32 protein-coding genes and 1 pseudogene are annotated in these 25,204 nt (G+C 66.0%); 21 read left to right on the top strand and 12 right to left on the bottom strand.

Annotated features, from left to right (window positions below):
* The 3 genes and pseudogenes from ABZ677_RS22600 to ABZ677_RS22590 all read left to right on the top strand — a co-directional run.
* On the top strand, positions 1-516 hold a 516-nt coding region (locus tag ABZ677_RS22600), incomplete at its 5' end, for a Mu transposase C-terminal domain-containing protein (RefSeq protein WP_358373425.1).
* 64 nt (positions 517-580) lie between these two features.
* On the top strand, positions 581-1,486 hold the full coding sequence (locus ABZ677_RS22595) for a TniB family NTP-binding protein (RefSeq protein ID WP_358373428.1): 906 nt from the start codon (positions 581-583) through the stop codon (positions 1,484-1,486).
* Positions 1,483-2,031, top strand: a pseudogene (locus tag ABZ677_RS22590) (TniQ family protein); the annotation flags it as partial. The gene ABZ677_RS22595 and the pseudogene ABZ677_RS22590, both read left to right, overlap by 4 nt.
* Positions 2,032-2,615: 584 nt before the next feature.
* Here the strand turns inward: ABZ677_RS22590 and ABZ677_RS22585 are convergent.
* From ABZ677_RS22585 to ABZ677_RS22570, 4 genes are all read right to left on the bottom strand, one after another.
* Positions 2,616-3,218, bottom strand: coding sequence for a cadmium resistance transporter (locus tag ABZ677_RS22585; protein WP_068049656.1), 603 nt, complete (start codon positions 3,216-3,218; stop codon positions 2,616-2,618).
* Positions 3,219-3,312: 94 nt separating this feature from the next.
* A complete protein-coding gene (gene lspA / locus ABZ677_RS22580) occupies positions 3,313-3,831 on the bottom strand; it encodes a signal peptidase II (RefSeq protein ID WP_068049655.1) in 519 nt (172 codons plus the stop codon).
* Complete coding sequence (locus tag ABZ677_RS22575; RefSeq protein ID WP_094642706.1) at positions 3,828-5,783, bottom strand: cation-translocating P-type ATPase; 1,956 nt, start codon at positions 5,781-5,783, stop codon at positions 3,828-3,830. Before ABZ677_RS22575 ends, lspA begins: the two co-directional genes overlap by 4 nt.
* Positions 5,780-6,160 carry a metalloregulator ArsR/SmtB family transcription factor gene (locus tag ABZ677_RS22570; RefSeq protein ID WP_068049649.1) on the bottom strand — a complete coding sequence of 127 codons (381 nt, stop codon included), beginning with the start codon at positions 6,158-6,160 and terminating at the stop codon, positions 5,780-5,782. The genes ABZ677_RS22575 and ABZ677_RS22570 overlap by 4 nt, the downstream gene beginning before the upstream one ends.
* Before the next feature lie 326 nt (positions 6,161-6,486).
* Between ABZ677_RS22570 and ABZ677_RS22565 the strand changes: the two genes are divergently transcribed.
* The 8 genes from ABZ677_RS22565 (at position 6,487) to ABZ677_RS22530 (ending at position 13,204) form a co-directional block, all read left to right on the top strand.
* A complete protein-coding gene (locus tag ABZ677_RS22565; protein WP_094656090.1) occupies positions 6,487-7,146 on the top strand; it encodes a thioredoxin domain-containing protein in 660 nt (219 codons plus the stop codon).
* Positions 7,121-7,759: a vitamin K epoxide reductase family protein gene (locus ABZ677_RS22560; RefSeq protein WP_068049645.1), complete on the top strand. Its 639-nt coding sequence runs from the start codon at positions 7,121-7,123 to the stop codon at positions 7,757-7,759. The genes ABZ677_RS22565 and ABZ677_RS22560 overlap by 26 nt, the downstream gene beginning before the upstream one ends.
* 55 nt (positions 7,760-7,814) lie before the next feature.
* Positions 7,815-8,441: a TlpA disulfide reductase family protein gene (locus ABZ677_RS22555; RefSeq protein ID WP_068049644.1), complete on the top strand. Its 627-nt coding sequence runs from the start codon at positions 7,815-7,817 to the stop codon at positions 8,439-8,441.
* A gap of 44 nt (positions 8,442-8,485) precedes the next feature.
* A complete protein-coding gene (locus ABZ677_RS22550; protein WP_068049643.1) occupies positions 8,486-9,070 on the top strand; it encodes a TlpA disulfide reductase family protein in 585 nt (194 codons plus the stop codon).
* Positions 9,067-9,882: a cytochrome c biogenesis CcdA family protein gene (locus ABZ677_RS22545; protein WP_068049642.1), complete on the top strand. Its 816-nt coding sequence runs from the start codon at positions 9,067-9,069 to the stop codon at positions 9,880-9,882. Before ABZ677_RS22550 ends, ABZ677_RS22545 begins: the two co-directional genes overlap by 4 nt.
* 370 nt (positions 9,883-10,252) lie before the next feature.
* Positions 10,253-10,873, top strand: coding sequence for a recombinase family protein (locus tag ABZ677_RS22540; protein ID WP_032390479.1), 621 nt, complete (start codon positions 10,253-10,255; stop codon positions 10,871-10,873).
* Between the two features lie 458 nt (positions 10,874-11,331).
* Positions 11,332-12,273 (top strand): DUF2637 domain-containing protein, encoded by a 942-nt coding sequence (locus ABZ677_RS22535; protein WP_358373417.1) that lies wholly within the window; start codon positions 11,332-11,334, stop codon positions 12,271-12,273.
* Positions 12,274-12,442: 169 nt separating this feature from the next.
* Complete coding sequence (locus ABZ677_RS22530; RefSeq protein WP_358373414.1) at positions 12,443-13,204, top strand: DUF4839 domain-containing protein; 762 nt, start codon at positions 12,443-12,445, stop codon at positions 13,202-13,204.
* A gap of 174 nt (positions 13,205-13,378) precedes the next feature.
* On the opposite strand, the gene ABZ677_RS22525 is transcribed toward ABZ677_RS22530, so the two are convergent.
* A complete protein-coding gene (locus ABZ677_RS22525) occupies positions 13,379-13,750 on the bottom strand; it encodes an Lsr2 family protein (protein ID WP_358373411.1) in 372 nt (123 codons plus the stop codon).
* Between the two features lie 197 nt (positions 13,751-13,947).
* Here ABZ677_RS22525 and ABZ677_RS22520 point away from each other — a divergent pair, with 197 nt between their 5' ends.
* The 5 genes from ABZ677_RS22520 (at position 13,948) to ABZ677_RS22500 (ending at position 15,593) form a co-directional block, all read left to right on the top strand.
* Positions 13,948-14,148, top strand: a complete 201-nt coding sequence (locus ABZ677_RS22520) for a type II toxin-antitoxin system HicA family toxin (RefSeq protein WP_358373409.1) — start codon at positions 13,948-13,950, stop codon at positions 14,146-14,148.
* Positions 14,145-14,531, top strand: coding sequence for a HicB family toxin-antitoxin system (locus tag ABZ677_RS22515; protein ID WP_358373406.1), 387 nt, complete (start codon positions 14,145-14,147; stop codon positions 14,529-14,531). The genes ABZ677_RS22520 and ABZ677_RS22515 overlap by 4 nt, the downstream gene beginning before the upstream one ends.
* A 41-nt stretch (positions 14,532-14,572) precedes the next feature.
* Positions 14,573-14,725, top strand: coding sequence for a hypothetical protein (locus ABZ677_RS22510; protein ID WP_196249247.1), 153 nt, complete (start codon positions 14,573-14,575; stop codon positions 14,723-14,725).
* A gap of 2 nt (positions 14,726-14,727) precedes the next feature.
* A complete protein-coding gene (locus ABZ677_RS22505) occupies positions 14,728-14,928 on the top strand; it encodes a hypothetical protein (protein ID WP_155291147.1) in 201 nt (66 codons plus the stop codon).
* Positions 14,929-14,993: 65 nt separating this feature from the next.
* Positions 14,994-15,593: a hypothetical protein gene (locus tag ABZ677_RS22500; RefSeq protein ID WP_358373402.1), complete on the top strand. Its 600-nt coding sequence runs from the start codon at positions 14,994-14,996 to the stop codon at positions 15,591-15,593.
* Between the two features lie 26 nt (positions 15,594-15,619).
* Here the strand turns inward: ABZ677_RS22500 and ABZ677_RS22495 are convergent, their stop codons facing one another.
* From ABZ677_RS22495 to ABZ677_RS22475, 5 genes are all read right to left on the bottom strand, one after another.
* Positions 15,620-15,835 (bottom strand): alpha/beta fold hydrolase, encoded by a 216-nt coding sequence (locus ABZ677_RS22495; RefSeq protein ID WP_042940341.1) that lies wholly within the window; start codon positions 15,833-15,835, stop codon positions 15,620-15,622.
* A gap of 43 nt (positions 15,836-15,878) precedes the next feature.
* A complete protein-coding gene (locus tag ABZ677_RS22490) occupies positions 15,879-16,076 on the bottom strand; it encodes a three-helix bundle dimerization domain-containing protein (RefSeq protein WP_008720647.1) in 198 nt (65 codons plus the stop codon).
* 76 nt (positions 16,077-16,152) lie between these two features.
* Positions 16,153-16,539 carry a hypothetical protein gene (locus tag ABZ677_RS22485; RefSeq protein WP_008720645.1) on the bottom strand — a complete coding sequence of 129 codons (387 nt, stop codon included), beginning with the start codon at positions 16,537-16,539 and terminating at the stop codon, positions 16,153-16,155.
* Complete coding sequence (locus ABZ677_RS22480; RefSeq protein WP_042940340.1) at positions 16,536-16,808, bottom strand: DUF3263 domain-containing protein; 273 nt, start codon at positions 16,806-16,808, stop codon at positions 16,536-16,538. The genes ABZ677_RS22485 and ABZ677_RS22480 overlap by 4 nt, the downstream gene beginning before the upstream one ends.
* Before the next feature lie 1,208 nt (positions 16,809-18,016).
* Positions 18,017-18,406, bottom strand: coding sequence for a heavy metal-responsive transcriptional regulator (locus ABZ677_RS22475; RefSeq protein ID WP_006246584.1), 390 nt, complete (start codon positions 18,404-18,406; stop codon positions 18,017-18,019).
* Between the two features lie 105 nt (positions 18,407-18,511).
* Between ABZ677_RS22475 and merA the strand changes: the two genes are divergently transcribed.
* Genes merA through ABZ677_RS22450 form a run of 5 tightly spaced genes read left to right on the top strand, consistent with a single transcriptional unit; the run spans position 18,512 to position 22,361 of the window.
* Entirely contained in the window at positions 18,512-19,936 is a 1,425-nt protein-coding gene (merA, locus tag ABZ677_RS22470) for a mercury(II) reductase (RefSeq protein WP_006246583.1), read from the top strand.
* A gap of 37 nt (positions 19,937-19,973) precedes the next feature.
* The gene (gene merB, locus ABZ677_RS22465; protein ID WP_006246582.1) at positions 19,974-20,633 is read left to right on the top strand and encodes an organomercurial lyase MerB; all 660 of its coding nucleotides are present in this window, start codon (positions 19,974-19,976) and stop codon (positions 20,631-20,633) included.
* A gap of 31 nt (positions 20,634-20,664) precedes the next feature.
* Positions 20,665-20,958, top strand: coding sequence for a hypothetical protein (locus ABZ677_RS22460; protein ID WP_006246581.1), 294 nt, complete (start codon positions 20,665-20,667; stop codon positions 20,956-20,958).
* Positions 20,955-21,479 (top strand): redoxin family protein, encoded by a 525-nt coding sequence (locus tag ABZ677_RS22455; RefSeq protein ID WP_006246580.1) that lies wholly within the window; start codon positions 20,955-20,957, stop codon positions 21,477-21,479. The genes ABZ677_RS22460 and ABZ677_RS22455 overlap by 4 nt, the downstream gene beginning before the upstream one ends.
* 3 nt (positions 21,480-21,482) lie before the next feature.
* Positions 21,483-22,361 (top strand): cytochrome c biogenesis protein CcdA, encoded by an 879-nt coding sequence (locus ABZ677_RS22450; protein WP_048472691.1) that lies wholly within the window; start codon positions 21,483-21,485, stop codon positions 22,359-22,361.
* Positions 22,362-22,409: 48 nt separating this feature from the next.
* Here the strand turns inward: ABZ677_RS22450 and istB are convergent, their stop codons facing one another.
* Positions 22,410-23,219, bottom strand: a complete 810-nt coding sequence (gene istB / locus ABZ677_RS22445; protein ID WP_006246577.1) for an IS21-like element helper ATPase IstB — start codon at positions 23,217-23,219, stop codon at positions 22,410-22,412.
* Entirely contained in the window at positions 23,216-24,934 is a 1,719-nt protein-coding gene (gene istA, locus ABZ677_RS22440) for an IS21 family transposase (RefSeq protein WP_008720624.1), read from the bottom strand. Before istA ends, istB begins: the two co-directional genes overlap by 4 nt.
* Positions 24,935-25,204: the final 270 nt, after the last annotated feature.

The following is a 25,204-nucleotide window of genomic DNA, read 5'->3' as shown; positions in this document are numbered from 1 at the left end:
GAGACCGCATTCCTGGTGGACTTCCTTCCGGTCATGCGGCGCCGCCTGACTCGGACGGGGTTCGTCATCGACCACATCCAGTACTTCTCCAATGCCTTGAAACCATGGATCGCTCGACGAGAGAAGTTGGGTCAGTTCGTGATCCGACGTGATCCACGAGATCTGAGCAGGGTGTGGGTCCTGGACCCCGACAGCGGCAGCGGGTATGTCGAGGTGCCGTACCGGACGATGTCGCATCCGGCGGTGACATCGTGGGAACACCGAGCAGCGGTGGTGCGTCTTCGAGAGCACGGCCGAGCGAGCATTGATGAACACGCTCTGTTCGCGATGATCGAGAAGATGCGTCAGGTAGCCACGTCGGCAGAGCGGGACACCAAACGAGCCCGACGTAATCGCACTCGCCGTTCTCATCTGAGCAGCGTCACCACATCACCGAACACGCAGAGCCCGCCCGAGCACGATCCAGGCACCGACGACGTGTCGGTTCCGATCTTCGACGACATCGAAGAATGGTGAATCGGTGAACAACGACGCCCGCAGCGCTCCCGAAGGCGACGATAGCGACCGTAGCGACGACGAAATCGACGTTGATCGCGCGGACCTCACCCACCTACGAAGTTCGGTCAGATCGATCGCGATTCTGCCTGCTGCACAACGCATCAGGCACATTCGCACCGAACGGTGGATCGGGTATCCGCGTGCACAGTCGGTCATCGTGCACCTCGAGACGTTGCTGGGGTGGCCGGATCGACAACGAATGCCGAACATGCTTTTGATCGGACCGACGAACAACGGCAAGTCGATGATCGTTGAGAAGTTCCGGCGTGCGCACCCCGCTGTCAGCTTGCCCGACCGTGAGCACATACCGGTGTTGTGTATGCAGATGCCTCCGGACCCAGCACCCGGACGGTTCTACCTGGCGATGCTCGCTGCCCTCGGAACGCCGATGCGCCCGCGAAGCCGCGTTCACGAACTAGAACAGCAAGCGGTGACGCTGTTGCGAGCAACCGGGGTTCGGATGCTGATCATCGACGAGCTCCATAATGTTCTCGCCGGTCGCGACAACGTGCGCCGAGAATTTCTGAACCTGTTGCGGTTTCTGGGCAACGAGCTGCGGATCCCTCTCGTCGGAGTCGGTACCCGAGAGGCGTACCTCGCGATCCGCAGTGATGCACAGTTGGAAAACCGTTTTCACCCCATGACGCTGCCGATCTGGACCAACGACACCGACACCCGCTCCCTGCTGGCGAGCTTCACCGCCAGCTTCCCGTTGCGTGCGCCCTCGTACCTGACATCGGCGGAGATGACCGATTACCTCCTCACCCGGTGTGAGGGCACCATCGGCGAACTGGCCACGCTGTTGACCGCGGCCGCAGTGACCGCAATAGAAGCCGGAGAGGAAGCGATCACCTCACAGGTGTTGACCCAAACCGCCTACTTCGGGCCCACCGAACGCCGCCGCCACTTCGAACGGCACCTGGCATGACACCAGCCGATGCCCCTGCAGCGCACACAGCGCTCGACCACAGTGCGCATCCGCCGTGGCCGCTGCGCCCGCAACCACTACCTGGCGAGACTCTGATGTCGTGGCTGGCCCGGACCAGCGCACTGTATTCGTTGATCAATACAGCGGACCTTCTCGACGGGCTCGGTGTCGACACCTCGAGCGTGGACCTGGACCGGCACACACCCGAGCCGGTGCTATCGGCGCTTGCCCAGAGGAGCACCTGTACGGCGGAACGGCTGCGGGAAATGACGTTGGCGGGCTGCACGCCCTGGCTGCTCGACAGCACCGACCCCACCGAGTGCGACTTCGACACCTACGTCCACCAGTTCTCTGTCCTACTACCGGCGGGTCTGGCGATGGCCGATCGACGTCGACGCGCACCGCCCGCCGGCACATGGCTTCCCTGGGTAAGCACGCTGACTACACGGGCATGCCCTCTGTGCATCGACACCCTCGACACACACGCCGACATCGCGGTCATGATGGCTCAGCAATACCCGATGCTGACCAGCTGCACCAAGCATCTCTGCCGGCTCGAATTCTGCAGCGTCGTACCCGGCAGACTTGTCTTCTGGGACAGGACACCAGCAGGCTCGGACGAGCACGCACCACCGATACCGGTCGCGGCGGCCGTCGCAGAAATCGACAGACGCAGCGTCACCGCGTTGACGTGCGGGTCGGTCGAGCTCGGCGCGGGCCGTGTTCATGCAGCAGTGTGGTTCAGGCTGCTGCGCACCGTCGTCGACGAAGTATCAACACCTCTGGTCCGCACCGGATGGTGGGCAAAGCCACTCAGCGCGATCTGGAAATCCACCGGCCGTTCTCGCCCGCTCCGAACATCGTGGGTTCCGTTCGAGGACCTGCGCTGGGAAGAACAAGCAGCAGTACTGACCGCCGCCGCGACCGCGATCATCGCGGTCGAGAACGATGAGATTTTCGCTGGCGGCGCTGACGCCGCTTTACTGCGCCCACGCTCGTACGAGCCGGTTGATCCGGGGACCGCTCCGACGCGGTCTCGCAGTCCGGTACCCGCCCGCAGCGCCTGGGACGGTGTGATTGCGGCGATCGATGCCGCTGCCGCTGGAGTTGCCGGGCGAACAGACGTCGGTCATGACGCGGCGACGATGAGCCGGCCGAGGACACCGGATTCGAGCAGGATGATCGCACCCAGGACGATGAACACCACGGGTACGAGCCAGTGCTCGACCCGTTCGAGAGTGTCGACGACCTTTCTGCGAGTGCCCAACAGTCTGCCTGCGTAGCACCAGATTCCCACGCAGATCAGGAACACGGCGATGGTGACCGCGGTCTGTGGCGCACCGAGCGTGCGGAAGACCGGGGTGTAGACGGCGATGTTGTCGGCTCCGTTGGCGATGGTGATGGCGGCGACACCGACCATCCCTGTTGCCACCACCGGGGCCTCGTCCTCGTCGCCGCTGCGCAGGCCGCGGATCAGGCCCCAGACACCCAACGACAGGGGCAGCAACCCCAGTAACCCGACCCAGTCCTCCGGGACGATCACCAATCCCAGGGCAGCGACGACACTGATCGCGACGAGGGTGATCAGGCCGGCGTACTGGCCGGCAACGATCTGCCATGCCCGCGGCCGCCCCTGGCTGGCGGAGGCGACGAACAGCACGGTCAGCACGACGATGTCGTCGATGTTGGTGCCGGCGAACATCGCGACCGCCGCGGCGATGGTGGTGATCACTCCCGCACCGAGCGGCCACGGCGGGGCGGCTGAACGTCGTGTCCGGAGGGCTGGACCGCGGTAGAGGTGGATCGGCTGCGAGGCCGCGAGGCGGTCATCCGGATTTTTCCTGCGCGTGCGCGGTACGAGTAAGGGCCGCTTCCTCCCAGAGTATGGAGCCGATGACCAGTACGACACCACAGGTGAGGTAGGTGTCGGCGAGATTGAAGGTGGGCCACCAGCCGGTGTGGAAGTAGTCCGTGACGCGACCGTCGACGGTGCGGTCGATCACGTTGGCGGCGGCGCCGGCGACGATCGCCGACAGTCCCACAGTCCCCAACGGTGAGCCGGTGGGGACAGTGCGCCACGCGTACACACCGATGCCGACGGTGATGATGGCGGTGACCGCGATGATGACCCACGGCGGCAGTTGGTTCCCGACGCTGAAGGCGACACCACTGTTGTAGGCCAACTTCAGTTGCAGCACGCCTAGCTCGACGATGCGGCCGTCGGAGAGTGCGCGGCGGGCGACGGGGTCGCCCGCGAGTGCGACGCCGATGAGTACGACGGCGACGATCGTCAGGGTCCGCCGGGACCGTGGCGCCGAGATGCCCGGGGCTGCGTCGGCGCTCATATGCGGGCCTCGGCTGCCGTCGGGGCCGATGCGGGTGCCGGTCCGGTGGTCAGGGGGTGGGCGCGGCCTGCCCGGACTCCGTTGGCGATGACCACGATCTCGGCGAGTTCGTGCACCAGAACCACTGCTGCCAGGCCCAGAATCCCGAACAGGGCGAGCGGCATCAGAACGGTGATGATCGCCAGAGACAGCCCGACGTTCTGCAGCATGATGCGCCGAGATCGGCGTGCGTGGGCCAAGGCGTGTGGCAGATGCCGGAGGTCCTCGCCCATCAGGGCGACGTCGGCGGTTTCGATGGCCACGTCGGTTCCCATGGCTCCCATGGCGATACCGAGGTCGGCGGTGGCCAGTGCGGGGGCGTCGTTGACACCGTCGCCGACCATCGCGGTCGACCGTCGGACCTTCAGGTCGCTGATGATGGCTGCCTTGTCCTCCGGTCGCAGGTCCGCATGGACCTCCTCGATGCCGACATCGGCGGCCAACGCTCGGGCGGTGCGTTCGTTGTCCCCGGTCAGCATCGCGACGTGGTATCCGTCACGGCGGAGACCGGCGACGACCTCCGCGGCTTCGGGTCGCAGTTCGTCGCGGACCGCGATCGCGCCGAGTGTTCGGCCGTCCTGCTCGATGAGCACGGCGGTGGCTCCGGCGCGCTGCATCCGTTCCACCTCCGCCGCCAGCGGGCCGGGCTCGATCCAGCCCGGCCGTCCGAGCCGGACGTCGGAACCGCGCAGGCGGCCGGTGAGGCCGGCGCCGGTGACGGACTCGACGTCCTCGGCGGGGGTGTGGTCGTCGACGGCGGCGAGGATCGCCGCGGCCAGGGGGTGCTCGCTGCGCACCTCGAGCGCCGCGGCCACCGCGAGGACCTGTTCGCGGGTCGCGCCGTTCACGGTGGCGACGTCGATGACGACCGGCTTGTTGCGGGTCAGGGTGCCGGTCTTGTCCAGTGCGATTCCGCGGATGCGGCCGAGGGCTTCCAGTGCTGCGCCGCCCTTGACCAGGACACCGAGTTTGCTGGCAGCGCCGATCGCAGCGACGACGGTGACCGGGACGGCGATGGCCAAGGCGCACGGTGAGGCAGCGACGAGGACGACCAGTGCGCGTTCGATCCATATCCGTGGGTCGCCGAGGAGGCTGCCTACAGCGGCGATGAGGGCCGCGGCGACCATGATCGCGGGCACCAAGGGTTTGGCGATCGTATCGGCCAGTCGCTGCGCCTCGCCCTTGCGGGACTGCTCGGCCTCGACGATCCGGACGATCTTGGCCAGCGAGTTGTCCTCGGCGCGCGCGGACACCTCGACCTCGAAAACCCCGGTTCCGTTGATGGACCCGGCGTACACCTCATCGCCGGGCCCTGCCTCGACGGGCACCGATTCGCCGGTGATCGCCGAGGTATCGAGCGCGGTGTTGCCACTGCGGATCGTGCCGTCGGTGGCGATGCGCTCGCCGGGCTTGACGATCATGATCTCGCCGACCGTCAACTCGGTCGGCGACACCACCTGTTCTCGACCATCTCGTCGGACGGTGGCGGTGTCGGGAACCAACGACAGCAGCGCCCGCAGACCTCGCCGGGTGCGGGCGACCGCGTACTCCTCGAGGCCTTCGCTGATGGCGAACAGGAACGCGAGCATCGCAGCCTCGCCGACCTCACCGAGGATCACGGCGCCGACCGCCGCGATGGTCATGAGGGTGCCGACGCCGATCTTGCCGCGGGCGAGCCGCTTCAGGGTCGACGGTACGAAGGTGTAGCCGGCGACGATCAACGCGACCGATTCGAGTACCAGAGTGAGACCATCGGGACCGCCGGTCCAGCCAATGGTCAGTCCGGCCGCCAGCAGAGCGCCAGCGACAGCCGCGGCTCGGATCTCGGTGATCTGCCACAACCTGTCGGGTTCCTGCTCGTCGTCGCCGCCCGGGCGGGGCTCGTCGTGGTCGCAGCCGCACGCGTCGCTCATCCGGTCACCGCCGCTCCGGCGGAGTCCGTGCCGTAGTTGGGACACAGTGTCACCGCGTTCCCGGTGGCGGTGAGGAGGGTTTCTGCCGAGGCGAGCAGATCCAACAGTTCCGGTCGGGCGAGTGAATAGAAGACCTGCCGCCCTTCGGGGCGACCGATCACCAACCCGCAGTCGCGCAGGCACGCCATGTGCGCCGACACCGTCGACTGGGCCAGCCCCAGCTCGCTCACCAGGTCTGCTACACGCGATTCCCCATCGGCGAGTCGGCGCACGATAGCCAACCTAGTGGCATCGGAAAGGCTGTGGAACAACGCCACTGCGGCATCGACCGTAGACCCGGTGCGGCCGACCGGACACGCCCCTCTATTGATCGTCATGCACCGATGATAGCACCGTATGGCAGTATGATCGCTCGTGGACGATTCGAGCGGCAGGGGCGGGACGAAGTGACACGCCCTGCGGCGAACGATCCGATGCCCACAACTACTATGGGTCGTAGTATTTCGACTTCAGGCTCACGCCTACGCTTCACGCATCGTCCGGAGGAATGGGTGGGGCCGGTCCGTCAAGGTCTCGATTGTTCTGATCGCCGCTCTCGCGGTAGCTCTCGCGTCGTTCGTTTTCTGGATCTCGAACAACTCCGGGCATCGGCGGCGGACGAGGAAGACGCTGGGGACCCGCAACGAATCGAGAAGGTAGCTGCATGAGCCGAGCATTGAAGATTTCCTTGTCCCTGGTGGTCGTGTTCGCCGCCGCGTTGGCTCTGTTTCTGGTGGTGGACAGATCGGGGTCACCGGACGCCGCGGCCGCTGAGCAGGCTGCCATCGACCCGGCTTCGATCGCGGTGCGCGAGAACAGTCATCGATTGAACTCGGTGCCCGACGGCCGGGTCACGTTCGTGGAGTTCCTCGACTTCGAATGCGAGGCCTGCCGGTCGGCCTACCCGGCGATCGAACAACTGCGGGAAGAGTACGGCGACCGGGTGAGCTTCGTGGCCCGCTACTTTCCCATCACCTCGCACTTCAATGCCGAACGCGCGGCGCGAGCAGTCGAAGCTGCAGCCCAGCAAGGCGGCTTCGAGGCGATGTATCAGCGGATGTACGAGACGCAGGCGCAGTGGGGTGAGCAGCAGGTTCCCCAGGACGAGCTGTTTCGCAGTTTCGCAGTCGAGCAGGGACTGGACATGAGCGCCTTCGATGCCGCCTACACCGACCCTGCGACACTCGACCGCATCGAAGCCGACGTCGCGGACGGGATAGCGCTCGGCGTGCAAGGCACCCCGACCTTCTTCCTCAACGGCACCAAAATCGAGCCCACCACCTACGGAGACCTCGCCGATGCCCTCGACGCTGCACTCGGCTGACCCCACGGCTGCCACCGGACCCCGTCAGGGCGGGCCTTTCGATCGGAGCCTGCCCTGGGTTCTGCTGGTGGGAGGGCTGATCGGACTGACCGCCGCATTCGTACTCACGGCGGAAAAGTTTGCTCTTGCCCTCGATCCTGCCTACGCCCCGACATGCAGCATCAACCCGGTACTCAACTGCGGATCGGTGATGAACACCGATCAGGCGTCGGTGTTCGGATTCCCCAATTCCCTCCTCGGGATCGCAGGCTTCGCCGTCGTGGCAGCAGTAGGTGCCGGCCTTGTCTCCGGTGCTGTGTTCGCGCAGTGGTTCTGGGGTGCACTGCAGGTCGGTGTCACTGCCGCCGCAGTTTTCGTACACTGGCTGATCGGACAGAGCCTCTACGAGATCGGCGCCCTGTGCCCGTACTGCATGGCAGTGTGGGCAGTCACCGTCCCGATATTCTGGTACGTCACCTTGCGGAACCTTCACCGCGCCGGGTCCACACCCGCTCTCCGGCAGTGGTCCGACGCTGTGCTCGGCAATCACTCCATCCCGCTGACCGTGTGGTTTCTCGCCCTGATCACCCTGATCGCACAACGCTTCTGGCCGTACTGGTCCACGCTGCTATGACCCGCCACGAACCGTCGGCCCCTCTGCCGCGCTCTGAAAAGAGAAGGTCGGGCCGATGACGCGCGGCTGGTCGATTGTCATGCTCATAGTTGTTGTCGCATCGATCGTCGCACTGTGGCCCCGGTCCAGCGCCGACGATCGAGCATCCGTCACGAACACCATCGTGCCGGTCGGACCCACACCGTCCAGCCCGCCCCACCCCGGCACCGCCACCGCCACCGCGGACCCAGCAATGTCGCCGTGCCCGGTTCCGGTGCCCGGACGCCGCGGACCACTTGCCGGGGTGACGGCGAGCTGCATCGGCGACGACGCCGAAGTCGACCTCGCCGACGCTCTGGGCGGTGAGATGACTCTGATCAATCTCTGGGCCTCCTGGTGCGCCCCGTGCCGCACAGAAATGCCTGTACTCGACAGCTACGCCGCCGAACCCGACGCGATCCGGGTCGTCGGAATCGACGTCGAGGACCGACCCGAGGATGCGGCCGCGCTGCTCACGGAACTAGGCATTCGGTACCCCAACTACATCGACGACGGCGACGTCCAGAACGCGCTGTCGGCTCCACCGGTTCTGCCCCTGAGCTTCCTCCTCACACCGGGCGGGGACATCGTGCGTCTGACCGACCCCACGGTGTTCGAGACAACGGATCAGATCCGCACTGCAGTAAAGGATTTCACCTCATGAGACGTCGCCGAGATACGTGGGTACGTACACGCCACCAGGTCTCGATGCCTGCCGCGGCACTAGCATCGATCCTTGCCATCGTAGTGGTGAGCTCCGGATGCTCCGTCGGTGCCGACGCCGCCTCGACCGGCGGTAGCTTCGACTTCGTAGCACCCGGTGGCCAAACCGACATTTTTTACGATCCGCCCGAAACACGGGGAATCATCGGCGAACTCGCAGGTCCCGACCTGATGGAGGAGGGCAGAAACACCGCTCTGTCGGACTACGACGGTGAGGTAGTGGTGATCAATCTCTGGGGTCAATGGTGTGGCCCCTGCCGCGGCGAAGCCGACGACCTCGAAGAGGTCTACGAATCCACCCGCCAGCGCGGTGTGCAGTTCCTCGGCATCAATGTTCGAGATCCGCAGAAGGACAAGGCGCAGGACTTCGTCGTCGACAACAACGTCTCCTACCCCTCGATCTACGACCCCTCGATGCGGACGCTGATCGCACTCGGCGGGAATTACCCGACCAGCGTGATTCCCTCGACGCTGGTACTCGATCGCCAGCATCGAGTGGCGGCGGTCTTCATGCGCGCCCTGCTCACCGAAGACCTCCTTCCCGTCGTCGAACGGATAGCGGCCGAATGACCCTTCTCGCCCAAGACATCGGGTCGACATTTCAGAACGCCGCATCGAGCGGCCCTTTGGTGCTGGCGATCGGTGCATGCATGCTCGCCGGACTGGTCTCGTTCGCTTCCCCATGCGTCGTGCCGCTGGTTCCGGGTTACCTGTCCTACCTGGCGGGCATCGCCGGTGCCGATGCCCGATCGCTCGAAACCCCGAACAGCACAGCGCCCTCGGCGCCGCTGGCACGCCGGTGGCGTGTGGCCGGCGCCGCGTCGTTGTTCGTCGCCGGATTCACGATCGTCTTCGTCCTCGCCACAGCCTCGATCTTCGGAGTCATCGGCACACTGCGCATCAACGAGCAAGTACTCCAACGCATCGGCGGCGTCATCACCATCATCATGGGTGCGGCCTTCATCGGGTTGATTCCCACCCTTCAACGCGACACCCGATTCGCACCCCAACAGATCTCCTCGCTCGCGGGCGCACCGCTACTCGGTGGTGTGTTCGCTCTCGGTTGGACACCATGTTTGGGTCCGACTCTGGCAGGAGTGATCTCCGTTGCGGCAGGCACCGAAGGTGCAACCGCAGCGCGCGGGGTCACTCTCATCGTCGCCTACTGTCTGGGACTGGGCCTGCCGTTCGTCGTCCTTGCGTTCGGCTCGAGTTCGGCGATGCGCAGCGTCGGGTGGCTTCGGAGGAACTCCCAGAAGATCAAGACAGCGGGCGGCATCATCATGATCGCCGTCGGCGTCGCGCTCCTGACAGGCGCATGGGGGCTGTTCATCGCCTGGATACGCAACGAATTCGTCACTGCCGTCGTGTTGCCTATCTGAGGTAAGTGTGGAGTGTCGCCAACCCCCGTTTGCGAAGTTCGGGTGCCCGAACTATTTTCAGGGTCGCATTGATCTATCTGACCGTGATCTGACTGTCGGTGCCGCAGGCCTGCCGGCCCGAAACGCGTCCGATGGTCGTCGGGTGCCCGAGAGTACGGTCCCGCCCTGCACGACAACTTCACCCTCGCACGGGTAGAACGAGACGCGCTCGCGATCGTTTGAAAGGCGGGTAGTGCAGTCCACTTCTGAAACAATGCAGTCGTCTTCTGAAACTGACACATCGACGCTCGGACCAGCTTGTCGGTGTCTTGATAGATAGTGTTGTAAGTAATCCCAGTTTGATCGCAGATTCCGAGACGAAGGGCTTCAGGTGGACGAAAACCTGATCGGGTACGCCCGATGCTCCACACGAGGACAGGATCTACGAGCGCAGCGCACAGCCCTTCGCAAGATGGGCGTCGACACCGGCAACATCTACACCGACCGCGGATACACCGGGCGCAATCGCGAGCGGCCCGGTCTCACCGAAGCTCTCGCGGCAGTGGGGGAGGGGGACACTTTGGTGGTCACCAAGCTCGACAGACTCGGTCGGTCGGTGACCGACCTCAATGCGATCGTCACCGAGCTCGATGCCAAAGGTGCACGGTTGATCTACGGTGGCCAGGTCTACAGTCCAGGTGATCCGTCGAGCAAGATGTTCTTCACTGTTCTCGGCGCGATGGCCGAGTTCGAGGCCGACCTGACTCGCGCACGCACCCGTGAGGGCGTCGCGATCGCCAAAGAGCAGGGCCGGATGACCGGACGCAAGCCCAAACTCACTGCACTGCAACACGAACGTATCCTCAAGGACTACGAATCCGGCGAGTTCGGTGCCGTGAAACTCATGGAGCTGTACGGCCTGAGCCGATCAGCCGTCTACGCAGCCCTCATTCGGGCCCGCGAGCAACGCGACGGAGCACCCACACCCCGCGCCACAACCGCCAGGAGCTGACACACAATGAGCACCCACGCCAATCGCCACACCACCGACACGACCGGTGGCGCTCAGTTCGGCCTTGCCGCCGAGGCGACTTCATGACCGCCGAACGGGTGGTCGCACAGTGCGCCTGGTGCGACCAGTGGCACTCCGAGACTCCAGCGAATTCGGTGCCGGCCGATCCGGTCTATCACGACGAGTGCCGCCCAGCCGGCGTGCACGGCTGGACCGCCGCCGATGCCAAGGCTGCTGGCCCTGCTCGGCCCAGGCGGTAGACCCCACCCGCCGAAGCGGTTGTAATGCAATGACTTCGGCCGCGACGTCCATTTCCCCGACCGCGCAACAGAAGCGCAGAGATCTGCGATCTCCTCGCGCACCTGTGGCCACACCGAATTACATCATCCGACCGCGAAGGCCCCGACAGTGCTCCAACACCGCCGGGGCCGGTCGATCACAGAACGGACCTGCGATCAATGAACAACGCTAATACCCCCGACCACGACCCCACCAGCGAGGACACCCTCGACATCCACCCCCGCGTCCTGACCGGTGCCCTGATCACCGGCCTGGCCATCGCCATCGTCGTCGGCGCAGCATCCTTCAAGCTCTCCTTCTCCACCCTGCTCGACCTCGCCGTCATGGCCGGCATCCACCCGGCCGATGCCTGGGTCATCCCCGTCGCTCTCGACGGCCCGATCCTCGCCGCCGCCGTCATCCGGATCGCCCTCTCTCAACACACCGACGCCGCCACCAAAAGAGGCCGGCGACTCGTCGTGGCAGTGCTGACCGTCTCGGCGATCCTGTCCATCGCAGGCAACGCCTATCACGCCGTCCTGACCGCAACCGTCCTCAACGCCGCCGTCGCAGCGGCAATAGCAGCATTAGCGCCCGCGATGGTCCTCACGATGAGCGAGATCGTCGCTGTCGTGCTCCGCGCACCCCGCCGCCGTGCCGCAACCACGATCGAGACCCCCCAATCCTTCGATACGGCCACCGAGACAGTTCGCATCGAATACCCAATCGATCGCGTGGAGAGCGAACAGTACAGCGCAACAGCAGGATCGGCGCTCGCCGGGATAGACGAGGACCTCGATAACGGCCTGCTCAAGCCCGCCGTGTGGACCAGCGTCGACCTCTACCTCGCGCACCCCGACTGGTCGTTGAGTGACATCGCCCGCCACCTCGAGCTGCACACCTCGACCGTCTCTCGACACATCAAGACCTGGACACAGGTCCAGCAGAACATCGCCAGCGAACGCAGCACCGCAACCCCCCTCGCAGCCAACCACACGCACACCACCGACCCCGGCCAAGGCCAGAGCCCAGGCATCGATGAAGCGGGCACGGACGACCGAGTCGACGACGAGTACGCCCGGATGGACACCGGTCGTGACTTCGTAGGTTCAAGTCGCTGACCGAGAATCGAGCCACTGCGACGCGCACACTTCTGCTGGCGAAGCTGAGACCTATTCCACTCGACACGGTTGCACCGAGTCCTCAGTGCCGCCGGTCACTTCAGCGTTGTCGTTCGGTAGGGTCCTCGCGAGTCCGGTGACGTTCCGGCGAAGATCTTGGAGCTGACGCATGACAACGGACACCGAAATCACTTATGAGACTATGACGGTCCGCGCGGTTCGCGGCATGGAGTCGCGGACCATCGAAAAGTGGGAAAGTGAAGGCTGGGAGGTTGTCTCTCAGGTACCCGCGAAGATCCGGACGGAGATCACGTTCCGACGCCCGGCACCCAAGTCTCGTCGGGGCCTTTTGATTGTCGGTGGCGGCGTGTTCGCGCTTGCGCTCGCGGTCATCTTCACCATCGGCATTATCGGCGAAAGAGATACCGGCCCTGCGGAAACTGCCAGTCCTGCGCCCAGTGAGGTAGCGGCCCCGAACGAGCAACCGTCCCCGGAATCGATGGCCACGGCGACGCCTACACCATCGCCGTTGCCTGACGACGTTGTTCTCACGTCGGAGAACAGTCCGGAGTTCGCGGCCCTGCTCGCATTGACCGACACTTGCTCGCCTGACATCGCAGCGTTCGCTGCGGCTCATCGAGGTCAGACAATCTCGTTCCCGGGCAGCATCGTCGCGATGGGACCTCACGAGGGCGCGAGTACCAGATACGACATCCTCATCAACGCCGGCGACTTCAGCGAAACCTTCTCGCAGCCCGGGCCAAGTTTCCAGTTCCGTGATGAGAACACCAGCTACGACCTCAACTGGATCGGCTCGGTGCCAGACACTATTGGCGTCGGAACGAACCTTGGCGTCACGGCGGAGGTCGACCGCTACGTGGAGCAGCAGTGCCTGTTCCTTCTCGATCCGGTTACCACTGCCGTCCGCTAACTCGAACTCGAACCAAAGATCAGAGAGTCTTGCCTGCGCAGAACAGGATCCCGGCACACATGCCCGCAGCGCACGCACGGCCTGGCTTTGATCTCGCGCAGTCGTTTCGTGAGCAAATCGGGAGGCCGGTTGGTGTAGGGCAGAGGAGAAAACCGACCGACGAGGCCGAATACGTCAGTGTGCAGCGTTGAACGCTTCTTCGATCGCAGCGGGAATGCGGCCGCGATCGTTGATTTCGTAACCATTGTCTGCGGCCCATTGCCGGATCGCTCTGGTCTGAGCCGGATCACGTGTGGCCCCGCTGTTCGAGGGTGCAGCAGATGGAGGCGTGGAGGTGGGGGAGTGTCGACGCTTACGCCCGCCGACCCGGGTTGCGTGCTCGATGTAGTAGCCGATCTTCCGGTGAAACTCGCTGGCGTTCTTCGCCTTCAGGTCAACGAGGTAGTCGACACCACTGACGGAGAATTCGATCGTCTCGCCTGATTCGTCGTCGATGACCGAGCCGTCGATATCGTCGACCAATTGAGTGAATACTTTTTTCGCCACGGTTCGATGCGGCCTCTCTCGAATGGAAACACATTGCTGTCGATGACCACCCTAACCGGACCGAATTCGCAGGCAGATACACCAGATGAGGAAATATGGAATAGGCACTTCCTCCGTGTCGACCACAGCACCGCTACTCGGCCATATTTCGTCTAGTCGACTTGACTAGAAAGTGTCCAATGAACTAGACTAAAGTCATGGTTACCGAGCGGCCCACGCGGAAAGTGGTCAAGGCCCTCAAGGCGGCTGGGTTCACTTCGGTCCGCACGGTCGGCTCGCACAGTACGTGGGTCTCGGCCGATGGCGCAGTCAAAGTGACTGTGCCCGATGGGCACCGGACGATCTCGCCCGGCGTCTACCGCAAGATCCTCGCAGCCATGAAGGAGGCGCAGCAGTGAACAAGACCTACACGGTGTCGGTGACCCGAGACGGCAAGTGGTGGATGATCGCCGTCCCCGAACTCGACGCCCTCACTCAGGCCCGTCGCATCGACGATGTCCCCACCGCGGCGAAAGAGCTGATCGCCCTCGAAACCGGAGTGGCCCTCGCCGATGTCGAGATCGAGCAGCACATCGAACTCGAGCCCGGGGGAGAGGACCTGGCAGTCCGCATCGCCGAGATCGCGACACAGCGAGCACGTCTGGCCGAGGACGAAGCCCGCGTCAAAGCCAGCACCGAGGCCTTCGCGAAGAAGCTCGCCACCGCTCAGGTACCCGTCCGCGACATCGGAGCGCTTCTCGGAGTGACTTTTCAGCGAGCCAGTCAACTCGTCAACAGCTGACCACCCGACCGTGCAGGCACGGCGAACGAGATACTGATCCCATGACCAGCGACCGCAGTTTCGATCCGACTCCCGATCACGGACAGGCCGGATGGGTGACGCTCCCCAGCGGACAGCGGGCCTACCGCTACGACGGCTCTGACGACCTGATCTACGACACGGGAACCGCACCCGACGCCGCCGCGTCGAACTAGACATGGACCCAGACGAACGCGCCGCCATCATCGACGAGGGCTACGACCCCGACGACCCGACCGTGCGCGCGGACCTCGATCGCGTCAGGCGTCTGCTCGCCGAACATCGCCACCTGACGGCCGACCCCGAACTCTCCCTCGACCACCTCGTGAACGCCGCCAGGGTTCGCGAACCAGGGCCAGCTACGGGCGTACGCAGGTAGTTCGACATCGAACGTATGTTCGCATAGATTGAGGGCATTGATCCGTTCGGCGAAAGGTCGCACTCATGGCCGGTACCGCCGACACGATCCCCGACCTGACCAACCTGGACAAGGCTGCGCAGCTCGCCGCTCTTCGCCGCAGCATGGCCGCGATCCCCGGACGCCGCGACCACGCACCCGCCGACTCCGACGACTCGCCCGCATTCGCCCCCTCGCAGCCGAACGCGCAGGCCGCCGCGACCGACGGCGATGAACGGGCCCTGAGCGGCCCCGTGCGCTCGCGAACCCTCAAAACCCTGCCGGTACCCATGCCGCTGTCGGAACTGCTCCCGCGCGGCGCACTGGCCCGTGGAACGGCCCTGTCGATCACCGGTGCCGGATCGATTCTCGTCGGACTCGTCGCCACCGCCACCGTGGCCGGCCACCACGTCGCACTGATCGGTCAACCCAAGTTCGGGCTCCTCGCCGTCCACGAACACGGCGGGGACTTGTCGAAGGTCGCCCTGATCGACCCCGGTCAAGCAGACCCTCTCGACGCCGCCAATATCTGCATCGATGGGATCGATCTGGTCATCAGTACCGTCCACGGTCGCGACGTACCGCCGACCCGCGCACGTGCCCTGCTGGCCCGAAACCGTACTCTTATCCGGACTAAGCGGGGTTAGCAAGTCGAGGTGTCTGAGCTAGCCAGTCACACGCTCTCGACGGACCGTACCCTGCCTGAGGCTCCCATGCCGATCAGATCCACCGCGATTGTGCGGTAGCCGTGTGCTGCGACGGCGGGCGTGATGTTGCGCCACAGGTAGGACGAGGTGGGATTGCCGTGCAGGAACAGTACGAGTGGACCGGTACCCGCATCGGTGAAGCTGATCGTGCTGCCGAGAACGGGCAGAGTTCGTGGCTGCACCAAAGCGTTCCCTCGACCTGAACCGGCGGAGTGTCGCGGACCGCTAGTGGGCGTGGGCCTGGAGTGCTTGGCGGGCTTTGCGTTCGACGAACAACGGGACGAAATCGCGGATGGAGTTGCCCTCGAAACGGGCATGCTCGGCGGCGATGGTGTCGTCGATGACCGGGCGCGGCACATCGGGAAACTGGGCACCGAGGCGATCGCGGACGGCGTCGATGTGCTCGTGTTCGGTGGTAGTCATCTTTTGAACGATCCGCTCTGTTCGGGGTGTGGTCAATTGGGTGTCCGGCGTGGTTCCGGAGTCGGGCAGTCGGTGCCTACCCCGAGACATCGGTAAACCGTGTGTGGAGGGCGTCGAGTTGGCGGTGCAGCGCGTACAGCAATTTTCGCTGCGACCGGGCTTCTTCGTTGTGCCAGAGCCGGGCGGTGCCTTGGCCGATTCGCCCGGCTTTGTGGGCGAGTTGTTCGGCTTCGTCGACGAGCGCCGAAACAGCGTTGATCTCGACAGTCAGCATTGCCGCGAAGATCTGCGCCTGCGCACGATCGGAGCTGTCGGGCCCTCGCCGGGATGTGGTCGACGACGGTTTCGTGCTGGGTGCGTTCATCTTCTGGCCACCGGAACGTGGCGAGTGTTCCGCCCCAGGTGAATGTGTGATGAACTGCGCCGATTCCCTGGCGGTGGCCGCTTCGCGTGTGCTGGTCATTGCCCTACCTGTGGGCGGCCGGCGGATGCCGCGCTGTGTTCGAGGCGACGACGGCATACGTGCAGCAAAGCGTCCGTGGTCCGGGAATCGAGGTCGACGGGCCGCGCGGGGTCGGCCAGCAGGTGTCGCAGCCTGCGGAAATACGTCTCCGGCGGAATCCCGAAGGCAACCATGATGTCCTCGGCGTCGCCGCCCCCGTACGGCATCCACTGCACGGCGAACGCGAGCATCCGATCTCGCTCGTGCGGGGTGTCAGGTGTCAGCGGCATTACTGCAGTATCACCCGGCCCGTCGACCGTCGCAGCCGCCGCGAGCAACCATAGGGCGACGGACAGGTGAACAGTGAACAAACGCCCTGAATGTGACTCCACTCTGTCAGGAACGCAGACCAGTGAGCACTACGACACCGACCCGTCCGCGCGGCTGGCCCCGGCCCAGTCCTGAGGACGAGCGGGTCGCCGATGATCGATATCGACGGGGCGACTCGATCGGTGCCATGCCGACCCATGGATTATCGTCGCCTGTGGGCCCGCAAACTACACCGGCGTCCTCGACAACCTCGAACGCTTCGACGGTACCGCCACCCACCTGCTCTACATCTGACCAGCAAGCTCTAGGGGTGTGGTGCGCTTACGATGCGACCATGTCTAGAAGACGCAGCGTGGCTATCGGTGGAGTCGCGCTGCTCATTGTTGTCGCCGGGGCTACGTTCTGGTTTCAATCCCGCGGCGAATCGGTAGCCTTACCGGCAGGTCAGGTCGTCCCGCAGGCATCTTGCCTTGCCCCGAACGTCGTCGTGAGTGCGATGCCTGGTGCCGCGACCAGTAATCCCGGTATCCCTAATGCCCCAGTCGCAGGCGCACTTCCGGCCACCTTCGATGCAGTGGGCTTTGTGGTGTGTGAATTTTACGGTGACCGACCGGAGAACGGCACGCAGATAATGCGCCAGACCGAACGCGCAGGCGGGGACGTGGTCGGTGCGCTAGCGGTTGTGAACACACCGACCGACCCACCCCGCGATCCAGAGGATTGCGATGCTGTCGGCTCAGCGCCGATCCCGGTGGTGTGGGCTGTAGATCCACAATCTCGCGCAGTGCGCCTCGAGCTGCCGAAAGACAGCTGTGGTCAACTCAAGGGCGACCCGCTCACGGCCATCGAAAGAGTACCTGCGGTCACCACACAGGAGTATGAACTCCCGGCGTAAGGCAGTGGGAGGTGCGCCACGGACGGCGCACCTCCCACTGCGTTACCGAATGCCTGACTATTCGGTGTACGGATCCACTGGTTCTCGATCGACTCACGCATCTCGACTACTGGAGCAGGTTCCTCGACTACCGCACCCCTAGAGGAGAGATAGAAGCCCTCAAGCTTGGCTGTGTCAACCCGATCTGGGACCACGATGACGGCCTGACTGGGACCCACCTGGCACCGGCTAATCACGCCCTTGGTCTCGGTGGTCACTGCCGAGTGGCGAGGGCTATAGGTATCTGCAGACCTGATCGGGGCTACAGGTTTCGGGCTCTGGGAGGGCTGCATCGTCGCGGAGCGCAGCCACGTTGTCGCGAAGTGTTGTGAGGTCGGCGATCTGCGCGTCGATGTCGGCAAGGCGCGCGTCCAGCAGGTCACGTACGTGGCCGCAGGGAGCTTGGCCGTGGTCGCGGATGTCGAGGATCTGCTTGATCTGGGCGAGGGTGAGCCCGGCCGCTTGGCCGCGGTGGACGAAGTCGATCCGGCTGACCGCGTCGGGGGTGTAGTCGCGGTAGCCGGCCGGTGTGCGTTCGGCCGGGGGCAGCAGCCCTTGCTCTTCGTAGAACCGCAGAGTCTTGGTGGTCGTGCCTGCCGCCTCGGCGAGTTCTCCGATCCGCATCCCGGCCTCCATCGTGTCGCAGGTCTCGCTTGACCTTCCCCTTTACTGGAAGGTCCAGTATCGCTGCATCAGGAGCGTTTCCCAACAGTTCTGGGAGGAATCGGGATGCAGACCAGGTACGACCTCGCGATCATCGGATCCGGCGGCGGTGCGTTCGCGGCGGCCATTCGTGCGACCTCTCTGGGCAAGTCGGTGGTGATGGTCGAGCGTGGCACGTTCGGCGGCACGTGTGTGAACACCGGCTGCGTGCCGTCGAAGGCACTGATCGCAGCCGCGGAGGCCCGGCACGTGGCCGCGGACGCGCCGACCCGGTTCCCGGGCATCGCCAGCGTCGCGGGCGCGGTGGACATGCCGGCCCTGATCGGCGGAAAGCAGGATCTCGTCGAGGCCCTGCGGGGTGAGAAGTACGTCGACGTCGCCGACTCCTACGGTTGGCAGGTCCGCCGCGGCAACGCCGCGTTCGCCGGCACTCCGGATTCGCCCCTGCTCGAGGTCGCCGCGGCGGATGGCAGCGTCGAGACCATCGAGGCAGCGCAGTACCTGGTGGCCACCGGGTCCCGTCCCTGGGCCCCGCCGATCCAAGGGTTGGAGGAGGCCGGGTACCTGACCTCGACTACGGCGATGGAGTTGACCGAGGTCCCCGACTCGCTGCTGGTGCTCGGTGGTGGCTACGTGGCCCTGGAGCAGGCGCAGCTGTTCGCCCGGCTCGGGTCGACGGTGACCCTGCTGGTTCGGTCCCGGCTCGCGTCGAAGGAGGAGTCGGAGGTCTCCAAGGCGCTGCAGGAGGTCTTCGCCGATGAGGGCATCCGGGTGGTCCGCCGAGCGGTCCCGACCCGCGTGACCCGCGACGCCGCCACCGGCCAGGTGGTGGTGACCGCGGACGTCTCCGGTGGCGCGCAGGAGTTCCGCGCCGACGAGGTTCTGGTCGCTCTCGGCCGCCGACCGGTGACCGACGGGCTCAACCTCGACGCGGTCGAGGTGAAGACTGGCGAGGTCGGCGAGATCGTGGTCACCGACCAGCTGCAGTCCTCCAACCCGCGGATCTGGGCGGCCGGTGACGTGACCGGGCACCCCGAGTTCGTCTATGTCGCCGCCCACCACGGCACCGTGGTCGCCGAGAACGCCTTCACCGACGCCGAGCGGTCGGTGGACTACATGCGGCTGCCCCGGGTCACGTTCACCAGTCCCGCGATCGGCGCAGTCGGGATGACTGAGGCCCAAGTCCTCGCGGCCGGGATCCGCTGCGACTGCCGGGTGCTCCCGCTGGAATACGTGCCGCGAACGCTGGTCAACCGGGACACCCGCGGCTTCATCAAGATGGTCGCCAACGCCGACACCGGCGAGATCCTCGGCCTGACCGCGGTCGCCAAGGACGCCGGCGAACTGGCCGCCGCGGGCGTCCACATCATCGGCAAGACCATCGCCGAGGTCGCCGACGCCTGGGCGCCTTACCTGACCATGACCGAGGGCATCCGGATCGTCGCGAAGGCCTTCACCACCGACGTCTCCAAGCTCTCCTGCTGCGCCTGACCCGCACCCACCCCACTCAACGAAGGAGGCATCCGCGATGTCGGACCTCAGCACCCAACTGCCCCAACGACTCACCCGACCCGAGGAGACCGGCCTTGACGCCGGCCTGCTGATCCCGCTGCTGCGGCTGCTCGTCGACGGCGACCCCGTCACCGTCGAGCAACTCGCCGCGGCTGCGAGCCGCACCCTCGATGACGTACGGCGCGGTCTCGCGGCGGTGCCGGACACCGAGTACGACGATCAGGGCCGGATCATCGGCCAGGGCCTCACCCTGCGCCCCACCCCGCACCGGTTCACCGTGGCCGGTGAGGAGCTCTACACCTGGTGTGCGCTGGACACGCTGATCTTCCCCGCCCTGCTGGACCGCCCGGCAAAGGTGGAGTCGGCCTCCCCGGTCAGCGGCGAGCCGGTTCGGGTCAACGTCGACCCCACAGAAGGTGCAACCAGCGTCGATCCGCCCACCGCGGTGGTGTCGCTGGTGAACCCGGAGCAGATCACCTCGATCCGTTCCTCCTTCTGCAACCAGGTGCACTACTTCACCTCCCCCGAGGACGCCGCGGGCTGGCTGGCCGAGCACCCCGGCGCGGAGGTGGTCCCGGTGGCCGAGGCGTGCCGGATCGGGGCCGCCCTCGCCACCGGCCTGCTCAACCGCCTCCAGGCGCCCGCCGCGGCCGACGACAGCCACAGCTGCTGCTGACCCATACCCACTGAAGGGAATGAGAACACCGATGATGTCCAACCACGACGATCGCCCGGGAGGCAGCGGCCTGCTCCTCGGAGCCGGCGCCGCGCTGCTCATGGTCGCCTGTTGCGCCTTGCTCCCCATCCTCATCGCCGGTGGCGCGATCGCCGGTATCGGCGCGTTCCTCCGCAACCCGTGGGTCATCGGCGCCGGGATCGCCCTGGCGATCCTCGCGCTGATTGCCATCTCCCGCCGCGGCGGCGGCACCGCCGGCCACGGCTGCTGCCCGCCCATGCCCACCAACGAAAACGTCGACCCGAAGGACGAGCAGAACCGATGAGAATCACCCGCCGCCACCACGCCGCGCTCTCGATCGCCGCCGTACTCGCCGCCGGATCGCTGACCCTGACCGCCTGCGGCAACAGTGCCGACCCCGCGACCGCCGGTTCCGGTTCACCCGCCACCGTGACCAGCGTCGATGGCCAGCAGATCAGCCTGCCCGCCAACGGGAAGCCCACCGCGGTGTTCTTCTTCTCCGTCGGGTGCGGCGAATGCGTCAACGGCGTCCGGTCCCTCGGCGAGGCCGCCACCACCGCCGAGAACGCCGGCACCGTGGCAAGCTTCCTCGCCGTCGACATGGACCCCGGCGAATCCAAGGCCCTGATCGGCGACTTCATGGAGTCCGTCGACGCCGAACACGTACCGGCCGCAATCGACGATGGCGCGGCACTCTCCCGGCGATTCGAGGTGGCCGCTCTGTCCACCCTGATCGTCGTCGACGCCGACGGCACGGTGACCTTCCGCGCCACCGACCCCGACGCCGCGACGATCACCGCCGAACTGGCAAAGGCCGGAGCCTGACCCATGGGCGGACTGCTCACCCTCGCCTTCGCGGCCGGCATGGTCGCGCCCGTGAACCCGTGCGGGTTCGCGCTACTCCCGGCCTGGATCACCCACACCCTCGGCGACACCGATGCCTCAACGGTCCCGGTGCGGCTGCTGCGGGCGCTGCGGGCCGGTCTCGTGTTGGCGGTGGGGTTCGCCGGCACCCTCGCGGCAGCTGGCCTGGTAGTCAGCGCCGGCGCCCGAGGGCTGATTCGCGCCGCGCCGTCGCTTGGCCTGGCCGTCGGCATCCTGCTGGTGGTTCTCGGCCTGTGGATGCTAGCCGGACGCTCGGTCTCGGTGCGGGTGCCTCGGATCCCCGGCCGGGCAGCCGCGGGACTCCCACCCACTGCCCGGATGGCTGCGTTTGGGGTCGGCTACGCGCTGGCTTCGCTGTCGTGCACGTTCGGGGTGATCCTCGCGGTCATCGCGCAGGCGCAGGCCACCTACAGCTATGCCGGGCTCCTGCTCGTCTTCGGTGTCTACGCTGCTGGCTCGGCGACCGTCCTGCTGCTGCTCGCCCTGGCCACCGCCGCGGCAGGCAGCGGACTCACCCGCCACGTCGCGCGATTGGCCCGCCATGGCCCACGGGTCACCGCTGTCGTCCTGCTGCTCACCGGTGCCTATCTGGCCTGGTACTGGTACCCGGCGGCCACCAGCGACGCCCCGGTCGCCGCGGGCCGTGGTGGCGGACTCACTGACGTCTCCGCGGTGGTCTCCAGCTGGATCCAGACACGGGCGACACTCATCGGCGCGCTCGCTGCCGCGTCTGCGCTGGTAGTGCTGGCGCTCGGGGTTCTCCAGCGACGCCGCCGGATCCTTCGGGGGCGCCCGATGACCACGCGGGACAGCACGCAGTGACAGCCCACCGGGTGCGGCGTGCGCACGAAACAGGCTCGGTTGATTGCGTCACCGCGACGCGTTCCCTGACCGGGTCGACGCCAGCCGGTAGGAGTCGGTACCAGTTTCGATGATGTTGCCGCCGAAGGTGAGGCGGTCGACGATGGCCGCGCACAGGCGCGGGTCCGTGAAGGTCTTGGTCCAGCCGGCGAAGCCCTCGTTGGACGCGATTGCCACGCTGTTCTTCTCCTCTCGCTCGGTGAGGACCTGGAAGAGGAGTTCGGCGCCGCGGCGGTCCAGTTCCATGTAGCCGAGCTCGTCAATGCAGAGCAGGTCGACGCGGCCGTAACGAGCGATCGTGCGGGCCAACTGCTTCTCATCGGCTGCTTCTACAAGCTCGTTCACCAGCCTCGTGGCGAGGGTGTACTTTACCCGGAATCCCTTTTCCGCGGCTGCGGTCCCCATGCCGATGAGCAGGTGAGACTTGCCGGTGCCGGAATCCCCGATCAGGCACAGCGGCTGGCCCTTCCGCACCCACTCGCCGGTCGCCAACTGGTGGATGGTGGCGGGGTTGATGTTCGAGTTGGCGTCGAAGTCGAAGTCCGCGAGGAACTTGCTCCGCGGGAACCCGGCGCCGTTCACGCGCCGGATGGTGGACCGACGGTCGCGGTCGTCGCACTCGGCCAGGAGCAGCTCGGCGAGGAATCCGGTGTAGGTCAACTGGTCCTTGTTCGCCGCCGCGACCGCGTCGCCAAGCAGGGCCCGCATGGTCGGGAGCCGGAGCCTCCGGCAGGCCTGGTCGACCGCCGCTACGGCGGCTTCCTCGGTCAGGCCGCGGCGGCGGCGCAAGGTGGTGGTCACGCTGGTGACTGTGCTCATCGGGGTGCTCCGCTCTCATCGGGACTCATCGGGTCGGGGTGGTGGTCGGTGCCGGTGCGGCGGCCGAGCAGTTGCTGGTATTTCTCCATCGACGGCAGCGGCCGGGTGTCGGGCGGGAGGCCGGCGATGACCGCGGCCGGGTCGAGCAGCAGGCGTTCGGTGAGGGACACGACCTTCCGGCTGCGCTTGGCGTCGCCATCTCGTCGTTCGCCATCGCTGGGCTGCGCAACGGGATGACGGTCTGAACTGGCCCCGGTGGGCGCTGCGAGGGTGGTGTGCAGGCGTGCTTCGACCGCGACCACATCAGCTGAGACTGCACCGACGCTCACTGCGGCGAGCAGCCCGGCTTCGACTTCGTCGGCGGCCATGGCGCGGTGCAGTAGGAGCACGTCGATCAGTTCCCGGGTGCCGACCGCATCCCCGAGCCGCCTGCGGGCGTTCGCCCAGAACGCCTCATGCGCAGGCGTGAACGCCCCCGATTCGCGGGCCTGCGCCAACGCGGTGGAGCCTGGCAATGCGCCCGGCTTACCCTTGAGCACCTCGAGGTAGTGGTCGAGGTTCACCGACTGGCCACCCCTTGTGATGACGCGGGCGTGCCGGGCGATCTGGAGTCGGCCGTCGAACACGACGACCTCGGATGCGCGCAAGGAGACGCGGACGCGGCGGTGGATGAACCGCGCCGGGACGGAGTACCGGGCCATGCGGACGGTGATCATCGCGGAGCGGTCGACCATCGGGTTCAGCATCAGCCCGGGGTCGAACCCCTCGACCGGGAGCGGCGCGAGGTTCTCGCGTTCGGTCGCGAAGTCCTCGCCGACGGTCCGGATCCGCGACGAGATCCGTCGGCGGTCGTCGGCGGCGTCCAAGGCACGGACCTTCTCGTTCAGCTCGTCGAGCGAGTCGACGACGGGCATGGGCACGAGGTGCTGGCGGCGGAACCGGCCGACGTCGCCTTCCACACCGCCCTTCTCATGTGCCCCGGCGATGCCCGGCTGGCAGTAGAACGCGTCGAACCCGAAGTGAGAGCGGAACAGCACCCAGCGGTCGTTCTCTACCCGCTCACGACCGCGCGCGTTGACGACCCGGGTGACTGCGGCGGTGAGGTTGTCGTACCGGACGTGCCGGGCGGGGATGCCGCCGATCTCGTTGAACGCGGCGATGTGGCCCTCGAGGAACGCCTCTTGGCCTTGGGTGGCGTAGATCCGGTGCACCGCCTTCCCGGAGTAACTCAACCTGAATGTGAAGAGGAAGACCTTCGTCTTCACCCCGGCCAGGATGACGTAGAGCTCGCCGAAGTCGACTTCTGCTTCTGCGCCTGGCGCGTGCTCCTGGGGGATCATGACTTCGACCCGGCGGCCAGCTTCGAGGCCGATCTGCGTGCGGCGGATGCGGACGTAGTCGCGAACCGTCGAGTACGACACCTCAATGGCGTCGTGTTCCTCGATGAGGCGGACGTGGATCCGGCGGGCGGTGTGCCGTTGCTTCCGCGGCGCCTCAAGGTCGGCGCGGAGCATGTCGTCGATGGCCGACTTGAACGGATCCAACCGGGGCGAGGAACGCACCGGGGTCTTCCGCGGCGGTGGTTCCGCGGACGTGAGGGCCCGGCGAACGGTGCCGCGTCCGACTTGGTGCTTGCGTGCGAGCGCTCGGATCGACATGCCCTCGACCCGGGCGTCCCGACGGATCGCAGCGAACAGTTCCACACGCACCCTCATCCCGAAACCCACTTCCGGTGCCGCGAGGACCGCTGGATGCGGGTCCTCCTGACGCCACGGAAGTGGGTCCAGATCAAGCCGTCACGACGCCACGCCGAAGCCCGGGTGGGTCCCGAATCAGACCGTCACACTGGTCCCGAATCAGACTGTCACCGCCACAAGCTCCCCCGCTCTACGCGCCACCACCCTGCATGCCCGTGTCAGGGCAGGCGGCTCACCTGACACTGTGGGAACTCGCCGCAGGGGGGGAATGCGTGGAGTCGGAGCGAC

It is taken from the genome of Rhodococcus sp. NPDC006774, assembly GCF_040636045.1.
In the GTDB taxonomy this organism is placed as follows: domain Bacteria; phylum Actinomycetota; class Actinomycetes; order Mycobacteriales; family Mycobacteriaceae; genus Rhodococcoides.
Note: the sequence above shows the minus strand (reverse complement) of the source record. Positions and strands in the feature narration are given on the sequence as shown.

Bases quoted from the DNA above. Each gene is read 5' to 3' on its own strand.
- lspA (WP_068049655.1), bottom strand. From the start codon at position 3,831: ATGAGCGCCGACGCAGCCCCGGGCATCTCGGCGCCACGGTCCCGGCGG.
- ABZ677_RS22575 (WP_094642706.1), bottom strand. From the start codon at position 5,783: ATGAGCGACGCGTGCGGCTGCGACCACGACGAGCCCCGCCCGGGCGGC.
- ABZ677_RS22570 (WP_068049649.1), bottom strand. From the start codon at position 6,160: ATGACGATCAATAGAGGGGCGTGTCCGGTCGGCCGCACCGGGTCTACG.
- ABZ677_RS22565 (WP_094656090.1), top strand. From the start codon at position 6,487: ATGAGCCGAGCATTGAAGATTTCCTTGTCCCTGGTGGTCGTGTTCGCC.
- ABZ677_RS22560 (WP_068049645.1), top strand. From the start codon at position 7,121: ATGCCCTCGACGCTGCACTCGGCTGACCCCACGGCTGCCACCGGACCC.
- ABZ677_RS22555 (WP_068049644.1), top strand. From the start codon at position 7,815: ATGACGCGCGGCTGGTCGATTGTCATGCTCATAGTTGTTGTCGCATCG.
- ABZ677_RS22550 (WP_068049643.1), top strand. From the start codon at position 8,486: ATGCCTGCCGCGGCACTAGCATCGATCCTTGCCATCGTAGTGGTGAGC.
- ABZ677_RS22545 (WP_068049642.1), top strand. From the start codon at position 9,067: ATGACCCTTCTCGCCCAAGACATCGGGTCGACATTTCAGAACGCCGCA.
- ABZ677_RS22535 (WP_358373417.1), top strand. From the start codon at position 11,332: ATGAACAACGCTAATACCCCCGACCACGACCCCACCAGCGAGGACACC.
- ABZ677_RS22530 (WP_358373414.1), top strand. From the start codon at position 12,443: ATGACAACGGACACCGAAATCACTTATGAGACTATGACGGTCCGCGCG.
- ABZ677_RS22520 (WP_358373409.1), top strand. From the start codon at position 13,948: ATGGTTACCGAGCGGCCCACGCGGAAAGTGGTCAAGGCCCTCAAGGCG.
- ABZ677_RS22510 (WP_196249247.1), top strand. From the start codon at position 14,573: ATGACCAGCGACCGCAGTTTCGATCCGACTCCCGATCACGGACAGGCC.
- ABZ677_RS22505 (WP_155291147.1), top strand. From the start codon at position 14,728: ATGGACCCAGACGAACGCGCCGCCATCATCGACGAGGGCTACGACCCC.
- ABZ677_RS22500 (WP_358373402.1), top strand. From the start codon at position 14,994: ATGGCCGGTACCGCCGACACGATCCCCGACCTGACCAACCTGGACAAG.
- ABZ677_RS22490 (WP_008720647.1), bottom strand. From the start codon at position 16,076: ATGACTACCACCGAACACGAGCACATCGACGCCGTCCGCGATCGCCTC.
- ABZ677_RS22485 (WP_008720645.1), bottom strand. From the start codon at position 16,539: ATGACCAGCACACGCGAAGCGGCCACCGCCAGGGAATCGGCGCAGTTC.
- ABZ677_RS22480 (WP_042940340.1), bottom strand. From the start codon at position 16,808: ATGCCGCTGACACCTGACACCCCGCACGAGCGAGATCGGATGCTCGCG.
- ABZ677_RS22475 (WP_006246584.1), bottom strand. From the start codon at position 18,406: ATGCGGATCGGAGAACTCGCCGAGGCGGCAGGCACGACCACCAAGACT.
- merA (WP_006246583.1), top strand. From the start codon at position 18,512: ATGCAGACCAGGTACGACCTCGCGATCATCGGATCCGGCGGCGGTGCG.
- merB (WP_006246582.1), top strand. From the start codon at position 19,974: ATGTCGGACCTCAGCACCCAACTGCCCCAACGACTCACCCGACCCGAG.
- ABZ677_RS22460 (WP_006246581.1), top strand. From the start codon at position 20,665: ATGATGTCCAACCACGACGATCGCCCGGGAGGCAGCGGCCTGCTCCTC.
- ABZ677_RS22455 (WP_006246580.1), top strand. From the start codon at position 20,955: ATGAGAATCACCCGCCGCCACCACGCCGCGCTCTCGATCGCCGCCGTA.
- ABZ677_RS22450 (WP_048472691.1), top strand. From the start codon at position 21,483: ATGGGCGGACTGCTCACCCTCGCCTTCGCGGCCGGCATGGTCGCGCCC.
- istB (WP_006246577.1), bottom strand. From the start codon at position 23,219: ATGAGCACAGTCACCAGCGTGACCACCACCTTGCGCCGCCGCCGCGGC.
- istA (WP_008720624.1), bottom strand. From the start codon at position 24,934: ATGAGGGTGCGTGTGGAACTGTTCGCTGCGATCCGTCGGGACGCCCGG.